At 67.8% G+C, this 3,722-nt stretch carries 5 protein-coding genes; 1 reads left to right on the top strand and 4 read right to left on the bottom strand.

Annotation, left to right across the window (positions count from 1 at the left end; translation table 11 throughout):
• Window positions 1-45 precede the first annotated feature (45 nt).
• The 4 genes from ABYX71_RS11020 to ABYX71_RS11005 are packed head-to-tail and all read right to left on the bottom strand — an operon-like array spanning window position 46 to window position 2,447.
• Complete coding sequence (locus tag ABYX71_RS11020) at window positions 46-519, bottom strand: DoxX family protein (RefSeq protein ID WP_372696545.1); 474 nt, start codon at window positions 517-519, stop codon at window positions 46-48.
• Window positions 516-1,322, bottom strand: a complete 807-nt coding sequence (locus ABYX71_RS11015) for a putative DNA-binding domain-containing protein (protein ID WP_372696544.1) — start codon at window positions 1,320-1,322, stop codon at window positions 516-518. The genes ABYX71_RS11020 and ABYX71_RS11015 overlap by 4 nt, the downstream gene beginning before the upstream one ends.
• On the bottom strand, window positions 1,306-2,148 hold the full coding sequence (locus tag ABYX71_RS11010; protein WP_372696543.1) for a DUF692 domain-containing protein: 843 nt from the start codon (window positions 2,146-2,148) through the stop codon (window positions 1,306-1,308). Before ABYX71_RS11010 ends, ABYX71_RS11015 begins: the two co-directional genes overlap by 17 nt.
• A gap of 38 nt (window positions 2,149-2,186) precedes the next feature.
• Window positions 2,187-2,447: a DUF2282 domain-containing protein gene (locus ABYX71_RS11005; RefSeq protein ID WP_372696542.1), complete on the bottom strand. Its 261-nt coding sequence runs from the start codon at window positions 2,445-2,447 to the stop codon at window positions 2,187-2,189.
• Window positions 2,448-2,625: 178 nt separating this feature from the next.
• On the opposite strand from ABYX71_RS11005, the gene ABYX71_RS11000 reads away from it, so the two are divergent.
• Window positions 2,626-3,722, top strand: a 1,097-nt coding sequence (locus tag ABYX71_RS11000; protein ID WP_372696541.1) for an ATP-binding cassette domain-containing protein, incomplete at its 3' end; no start/stop codon positions are given.

Here is a 3,722-nt window from a genome sequence, read left to right as displayed (position 1 = left end):
CTGTACGGGGTGGCGGCTTTTTTGTGCCGTGGCGGCGGTGGCGGGTCAGCAGGGTGCAGGCAGGCCCAGACGGCGGCGCAAAGGCGGCCAAAGCAGCCGGTCCAGCGACAGGGCGCCTGGTCCGCGTACCACCAGCACTGCCAGCAGTAACCCCCACAGTTGGTGATCTGCCACTCCGGCCGCGTTCAGCGCTGGATAGGACACTACGGCCATGATGTTGAAAGCGAACAGCACGGCCGCGGCCAGGCGCCCGGTCAGTCCCAGCGCCAGCAGTACCGGAAACACCAGCTCGATGCCCGTGCCCAGGTACGCGGCTGCGGTTGGCGGCAGCAGCGGTACCGCGTACTCGTACTCGAACAGGTACAGCGTCGACGACCAGCTCTGGATCTTCACCAGGCCGGCCTTCCAGAAGATGTTGGCCACGTACAGCCGCAGTGCCAGGTCGGCAGCCGGGGCCAGGCGATCGAGACCACGGTAGAGGCGTTGGGTCAGTTCCAGGACGCAGGTGATCGTGTTCATGGAAGGTTCCTCGTCGGTGCGGCGGCTTCCGCAGCAGGCATTACGCGCAGCGCGGCGAAGGTGCCGGTGGCCACGTGGCGGGCCAGCAGCTCACCGGCCGCGCAGGAGTCCTCGGCCGACACCGCCGCGTGCAGCGCCTGCCCCAGTGTTTCGCCTTCGGCCAGCAGCGTCAGCAGCGCGGCTTCGGCCGGTGTCAGACGCTCCACGCACACGGTGGTGTCGCGGCGGATGACCAGCAGCGTCTGGCTGCCGTGCGACAGGTCGACGGTGTCATCGCCCGTGTAGTCGGGCTGGTTGACTTCGAAGATGCGCGCAACCGGATAGGCGGATGGCAGCAGCGTGCTGCCTGGCAGCAGGTCCAGGGAAACGGCGGCCTGTTCGGTCGGCGGCACGGCGAAGGCCTCAAGGCCCAACGGTGCAACGGCCGGGGAGTGCCAGGCCAGCTGCCGCGCCCATTCCAGGCGCGCCACGTCCGGCAGGTAGGACAGGCCCGACAGCACGGGCAGGTCCGCACACAGCGCCGCCATGTGTTCACCGAAGGACTGCAGCCAACCTTCGCGTGGCGGGTGCCGGCGCAGGTATTCGTTGGCAATGCCGTCGAAGCAGTCGTCGCCGACCAGCCGGCGCAGCACCGGATAGACGTCGGCCAGTGCGTCCTTGAGGCGTACGCGCACGGCATTGCGGTACACCGCCAGGCGCCGGGCCGGTGGCAGGCCGGCGCCACGCACGTGGGCGGCAGCGCTATCGTCACCGCCCAGGATGGCGGCGACCATGCCGGTCTGCAGCTCAGACAGCGACGGCACGGTCCGCTCCCATGTGCTGGTCGAGTCGCCGCTGCGCCTGCCCGGCCTGATCGCACAGCGTGGCCAGCGGCGGCAACTCGGCATCCCATTCGATCAGCGTCGGACGCGGTCCCAGACGCGCCAGGGTGGCTTCGTACAGATGCCAGACCGCCGGTGCTACCGGCCCGTCGTGGGTGTCGATGCACAGCGTGGCGCCGTCGATGCTCCGTCGCTGGTGGCCGGCCAGGTGCAGCTGCCAGACGCGTTGTGCCGGCAGCGCGTCGAGGTAGGCCAGGGCGTCCCAGCCGTGGTTGCAGGCGCTCACATAGACGTTGTTGACGTCCAGCAGAATGCCGCAATCGGCGCGTTCGGCCACCGCGCCTAGAAATTCCGCCTCGGCAATGGTCGAGTGGCTGAACTCGAGATAGCTGGACACGTTCTCGACCAGGATCTGCCGGCCGAGCGCGTCCTGAACGGCACCGATGCGTGCCACCACCAGGTCCAGGGCTTCCTCGGTGTAGGGCAGTGGCAGCAGTTCGTTCAGGTGTACGCCGCTGGCGGCGCACCAGCACAGGTGATCGGACACCAGCGTCGGCTCGATATGGCGCACCAGGTCAGCGAGCCGATGCAGGTGATCGGCCAGCGGCGTGTCCGAGCCCAGTGACAGGCCAACGCCGTGCAGGCTGACCGGGTAGTGGGCGCGGGTCGCTGTCAGCGCGCGGTGTGGCGGGCTGCCGGCGTTGAAGTAGTTTTCGCTGTGGACCTCGACGAAGCCGACGGCCGGTCGGTCGACCAGCAGCGGGTCATGGTGTGGCGCGCGCAGCCCGATGCCGGCTAGCGCCGGCATCGGGCCCACGCCCGGGCGGTGAGATGCCGCCACAGGAGTTACTCGCCCGGCGTGGTGCTGCCGCCGGCGATCTTGTCGCATGTGCCCTTGGGCACGGCGATGAAGGCGTCCGGCTGACGGTCTTCCTTGGCCGTGCCAGCGCACGATGAGCTGGCTGTCTGACAGTCGTTCTTGCCTGCCTTGGCAATGCCGTAGCACTTCTCCATGTCGGCAGCCACCGCGGTGCCGGTGGCGGCGCTGAGTCCCAACGCCAGCACCGCGGCAAATGCGGCGTGTGCCAGTTTGTTCGCGTCACTCATGAGTTCGTCTCCAGGTCACTTGGAAGCACACCGGCCGCCGATCGGCCGGCTGTGACACAAACGCGCGGGTGGGCGTGCTGTTACGGTTGTGACAGATTTTTTTCGTTCCCCGCCAGTCCGTCGGCGGTCATGGCTTTGCTTTATCCTTGGCGGTTTCCTCAAGAACTACATCCGGGTCATGGCTCAATACGTTTTCACCATGAACCGCGTGGGCAAGGTCGTGCCGCCCAAGCGGGAAATCCTCAAGGACATTTCGCTGTCCTTCTTTCCGGGCGCCAAGATCGGCGTTCTGGGCCTGAACGGCGCCGGCAAGTCGACGCTGCTGCGCATCATGGCCGGCGTCGATACCGAGATCGAGGGCGAAGCGACGCCGATGCCGGGCATCAAGATCGGTTACCTGCCGCAGGAGCCGCAGCTCGATCCCACGCAGACCGTGCGCGAGGCGGTGGAGGCCGGCATCGGCGGGGTGTTGGCGGCGCAAAAACGCCTTGAAGAGGTCTATGCGGCGTACGCCGAGCCGGATGCCGACTTCGACAAGCTGGCCGAGGAGCAGGGCCGCCTGGAAGCGGAGATCGCCGCCGCCGACGGCGACAGCGCCGGGGTGCAGCTCGAGGTCGCCGCCGATGCGTTGCGCCTGCCGCCGTGGGAGGCGCACATCGAGCATCTGTCCGGCGGCGAGAAGCGCCGCGTGGCGCTGTGCCGGTTGCTGCTGTCCAAGCCGGACATGCTGCTGCTGGACGAGCCGACCAACCATCTGGACGCCGAATCGGTCGAGTGGCTGGAGCAGTTCCTGCACCGTTTCTCGGGCACCGTGGTGGCGGTGACGCATGACCGGTACTTCCTGGACAACGTCGCGGAGTGGATCCTCGAGCTCGACCGTGGCCGTGGCATTCCCTTCAAGGGCAACTACAGCGCCTGGCTGGAGCAGAAGGAACAGCGCCTGAAGCAGGAGGAATCCTCCGAATCGGCGCGCCAGAAGGCGATTTCCCAGGAACTCGAATGGGTACGCCAGAACCCCAAGGGGCGCCAGGCCAAGAGCAAGGCGCGCCTGAACCGCTTCGAGGAGCTGAGCGCGAAGTTCGCCGAGGAGATGACGCCGGAGCAGATGGAGAAGCTGCTGGCCCGCCAGGGCGAGGTGCAGGACCGGATCGAGGCCGCGGACGGCTGGGAGCTGGAGCGGCACCTCGACATCGCCATGGACGCGCTGCGCCTGCCCCCCGGGGACGCCGACGTGACGAAGATCTCCGGCGGCGAGAAGCGCCGCGTGGCGCTGTG

The sequence above is a fragment of the Immundisolibacter sp. genome, from assembly GCF_041625615.1.
Taxonomy (GTDB): domain Bacteria; phylum Pseudomonadota; class Gammaproteobacteria; order Immundisolibacterales; family Immundisolibacteraceae; genus Immundisolibacter.
Note: the sequence above shows the minus strand (reverse complement) of the source record. Positions and strands in the feature narration are given on the sequence as shown.

Bases quoted from the DNA above. Each gene is read 5' to 3' on its own strand.
- ABYX71_RS11020 (WP_372696545.1), bottom strand. From the start codon at position 519: ATGAACACGATCACCTGCGTCCTGGAACTGACCCAACGCCTCTACCGT.
- ABYX71_RS11010 (WP_372696543.1), bottom strand. From the start codon at position 2,148: ATGCCGGCGCTAGCCGGCATCGGGCTGCGCGCGCCACACCATGACCCG.
- ABYX71_RS11005 (WP_372696542.1), bottom strand. From the start codon at position 2,447: ATGAGTGACGCGAACAAACTGGCACACGCCGCATTTGCCGCGGTGCTG.